The following is a 3,749-nucleotide window of genomic DNA, read 5'->3' as shown; positions in this document are numbered from 1 at the left end:
TCACCATCTGGCTCGCGACTTAGGAGACACGTCCTAGGTGCCGTCGACCGTCAGGCTGTAGCCCCGCCCGCGGATCCGTCGTACGACGGCAGCCTCGCCGAGGCGCGCACGCAGGCGCGTCACGTGCATCGCGATGGTGTTGCCTCCCGGACGGCGACCGCTGGTGCCCCAGATGGCGTCACGGAGCTCCTCGTCGGTGACGACGCCGGGCGAGGACAGCATCAGGGCACGCAGGAGCTCGAACTCCTTCAACGGCAGGTCCGCGATGCGCTGCCCGCCGACGCGCACCGTGAAGGCGGTGGCGTCCAGCTCGATGGGACCCACCTCGAGGCGGGCATGGTCCGCCACGGAGCGCGGCGCGTGCGTCATCAGGTCCCACACCTGCTGCGCCGCATAGGGACGGAGTACGACGGCCGAGGCGCCCGCGAGCATCAGCGGCCCGATTCCGTCCGACGGGGCGCGGTCACCGTCGCCGAGGTCGTCGGCACCGGCGATGACATAGGGCGAGCCGTGGCGCCGGATCCGGCTGACGAAGTCGTCGGCCGCGATGCCGGGGGCCTCCGGGGCAACGACGACGGCGTGCGGATCGACGCGCCCGAACTCGACGAGTCCGTCCAGGGTGTCGCCCACCCAGGTGACATGAACGCCGTGGCCGGCCATCGCGTCGGCGAGACCGAACTCGTCGCCAGCCGGGTCGACCACCAGCAGCTGGGCACCCGACGTCTCGGTCCAGCGGTGGAAGTAGGCGCGGACCGACTGACGGCGGGCGTTCATCAGCCGAAGCGGCCGGAGATGTAGGCCTCGGTGGCCGGGTCGTCCGGGTTGGCGAACATCTTCTTGGTGGGGTTGAACTCCACCAGGTGCCCGGGCTCGCCGGTTGCCTTGAGGTTGAAGAAGCCGGTGTCGTCGGAGACCCGCGCCGCCTGTTGCATGTTGTGGGTGACGATGACGATCGTGTAGTCGTTCTTGAGCTGGTGGATCAGGTCCTCGATGGCCGAGGTCGAGATCGGGTCGAGCGCCGAGCACGGCTCGTCCATCAGCAGGATCTGCGGCTCGACCGCGATCGCGCGGGCGATGCAGAGGCGCTGCTGCTGGCCACCGGAGAGGCCCATGCCCGGCTTGTTGAGCCGGTCCTTGACCTCGTTCCAGAGGTTGGCGCCGCGCAGCGACTTCTCGACGACGTCGTCGGTCTCGGACTTCGACATCCGGCCCGAGTTGAGCTTGAGGCCCGCGACCACGTTGTCGGCGATCGACATGGTCGGGAACGGGTTGGGCCGCTGGAAGACCATGCCGACCTGGCGGCGCACGGCCACCGGGTCCACGCTGGCGTCGTACAGGTCCTGGCCGTCGACGACGATCTTGCCCTCGACGCGGGCGCCGGGGATCACCTCGTGCATGCGGTTCAGCGACCTCAGGAAGGTGGACTTGCCACACCCCGACGGACCGATGAAGGCGGTGACCGCTCCGGCGCGGACGGTCATGTTGACGCCCTCCACCGCGAGGAAGTCGCCGTAGTAGATGTTGACGTCGGAGACGTCGATGCTCTTGGCCATGATGAAACTCCCTCTCAACCCTTCTTGGGGGCGAAGATCTTGCCGACGATGCGTGCCACGAGGTTGAGCACCATCACGATGAGGATGAGTATGAAGGCGGCGCCCCAGGCGATGGCCTCTGCGGGGGCGTCGCCCCGGACGTTCTGACCGTAGATCAGGACCGGCAGGGTCGTCATGGCGCCGTCGAACGGGTTCATGTTCGTCCGGTCCGTGGCTCCCGCGATCAGCAGCAGCGGGGCCGTCTCGCCGATGACACGCGAGGTCGCGAGGGTGATGCCGGTGAGGATGCCGCCCAGCGCCGTGGGGAGCACGATCCGGACGATCGTCTTCCACTTCGGCGTACCGAGGGCGTAGGCGGCTTCGCGCAGCTCGTCCGGGACCAGCATCAGCATCTCCTCGGTCGCCCGTACGACGATCGGGATCATCAGCAGCGAGAGCGCCACCGAGCCACCGAAGCCGGACACGTAGGCCGGGCCGAAGATCAGCGTGAACACCGCGAAGGCGAAGAGGCCGGCGACGATCGACGGGATGCCCGTCATCACGTCGACCAGGAAGGTGATCACCTTGGCGATCTTGTTCTTCTTGCCGTACTCGACGAGATAGACGGCCGCCATCACGCCGACGGGCACCGAGATCAGCGCCGCACCCAGCGTCACGAGCAGCGTGCCGATGATCGCGTGGTAGATGCCGACCGGCTGGTCGATCTGGGTCTTGAAGAACGAGTAGCTCAGGAAGGTTCCGTCGATCCGCCCGGCACCCTGGTCGATGACGCGCCACAGCAGCGAGGCGAGCGGCACGATCGCGACGATGAACGTGGTCCAGATCAGGCCGGTCATCAACCGGTCGGTGGCACCGCGGCGGCCTTCGATCGCCAGTGACCAGACCGGCAGGACGACCAGGAACGAGATGCCGGCGAGGATCGCGGCACCGACGGTCCCCACACCGAGCACCAGGAGCAGGGCACCGAACGCAGCGGCAATCGCGGCGACGATCAGTTCCGCGCGCTGGGGCAGCCGCGGGTGGGTGAGCGGGATGTGCGCGCGGTCGGCGGGCGCTTGTTCGAGCGTCGTCATCGTGCCATCCGCCTTTCGCTACGGCCGATGATCCATCGCGCTGCGAAGTTCACCAGGAAGGTCAGCAGGAAGAGCACGAGGCCGGTGGCGACGAGCACGTTGAGGAGGTCGGCGCTGCGCTCCTTGTACTTGAGCGCGATGTTGGCCGCGATCGACGTCGGGCTGGACTGCGCGATGACGTTCCACGACAGGTCGAAGCCGACCGAGAGGACCATGGTCACGGCCATCGTCTCGCCGAGCGCGCGGCCCAGGCCGAGCATGACCGCCGAGACCATGCCCGAGCGGGAGTACGGGAAGACCGTCATCCGGATCATCTCCCACCGCGTGGCACCAAGGGCCAGCGCGGCCTCCTCGTGCAGGCGGGGGGTGCGCGAGAAGACCTCGCGCGAGATCGCGGTGATGATCGGCAGGATCATGATGGCCAGCACGATGCCGGCGGTCAGCACGGTGCGACCGGCCGTGCTCGGCTCGCCGAAGAGCGGGATGAAGCCGAGGTGCTCGTGGAGCCAGTCGTGCATCGGCACGAGCTTCTTGGCGAGGTAGAACGCACCCCAGAGGCCGTAGACGACCGACGGTACGGCGGCCAGCAGGTCGATCACGTAGGCGACCGGCGTGGAGATCCAGCGCGGCGCGTAGTGGCTGATCACCAGCGCGATCCCGAAGGCGAGCGGGACCGCGATGATCAGCGCGATGATCGAGGCGGCGAACGTTCCGACGAGCAGCGGGAAGACGTACCCGAGGAAGCTCTCCGCGTGCGGACCGTAGACCTCGCCGGACTTGGTGAAGCCCGTGGCGCCCTTGATCGCGAGGAAGATGAAGACACCGGCCAGCGCGGCCATGATCACCAGGCCGGCAGCGAGGGCCAGGCCGGAGAAGATGCGGTCGCCGACGCCACCGCGGACGCTCGCCCAGTCGTTGGGCTGCTCCTCGATCTCGGCGGTGGGGGCTGTCACTGGATTCACCTCGGGGTTAGGGGGTACGGATCGCGGGGCCGGCCCACGGGGTGAGGGGTGAGGACGGGATCGCCGTCCTCACCCCTCCGTGGATCACTTGGCGGAGATGCCCGCCACGATCTCCTGCGCCTTGGTGGCGGTCTCCGGCGCGAGCTTCGCGGAACCCGCGA

Annotated in this window: 4 protein-coding genes; all 4 read right to left on the bottom strand. The window is 68.2% G+C overall.

Annotation, left to right across the window (positions count from 1 at the left end; all coding sequences use genetic code 11):
* Positions 1–33: 33 nt before the first annotated feature.
* The 4 genes from ACOADB_RS04250 to pstC are packed head-to-tail and all read right to left on the bottom strand — an operon-like array spanning position 34 to position 3,579.
* Positions 34–774, bottom strand: a complete 741-nt coding sequence (locus ACOADB_RS04250; protein ID WP_378596680.1) for a winged helix-turn-helix transcriptional regulator — start codon at positions 772–774, stop codon at positions 34–36.
* On the bottom strand, positions 774–1,553 hold the full coding sequence (gene pstB, locus ACOADB_RS04245; protein WP_378596679.1) for a phosphate ABC transporter ATP-binding protein PstB: 780 nt from the start codon (positions 1,551–1,553) through the stop codon (positions 774–776). The genes ACOADB_RS04250 and pstB overlap by 1 nt, the downstream gene beginning before the upstream one ends.
* Positions 1,554–1,567: 14 nt before the next feature.
* Positions 1,568–2,626 carry a phosphate ABC transporter permease PstA gene (gene pstA / locus ACOADB_RS04240; protein WP_378596678.1) on the bottom strand — a complete coding sequence of 353 codons (1,059 nt, stop codon included), beginning with the start codon at positions 2,624–2,626 and terminating at the stop codon, positions 1,568–1,570.
* Positions 2,623–3,579, bottom strand: a complete 957-nt coding sequence (gene pstC, locus ACOADB_RS04235) for a phosphate ABC transporter permease subunit PstC (RefSeq protein WP_378596677.1) — start codon at positions 3,577–3,579, stop codon at positions 2,623–2,625. Before pstC ends, pstA begins: the two co-directional genes overlap by 4 nt.
* Positions 3,580–3,749: the final 170 nt, after the last annotated feature.

Source organism: Nocardioides sp. CPCC 206348 (genome assembly GCF_048654705.1).
Lineage (GTDB): Bacteria > Actinomycetota > Actinomycetes > Propionibacteriales > Nocardioidaceae > Nocardioides.
This window is presented reverse-complemented; position numbering and strand designations above follow the sequence as displayed.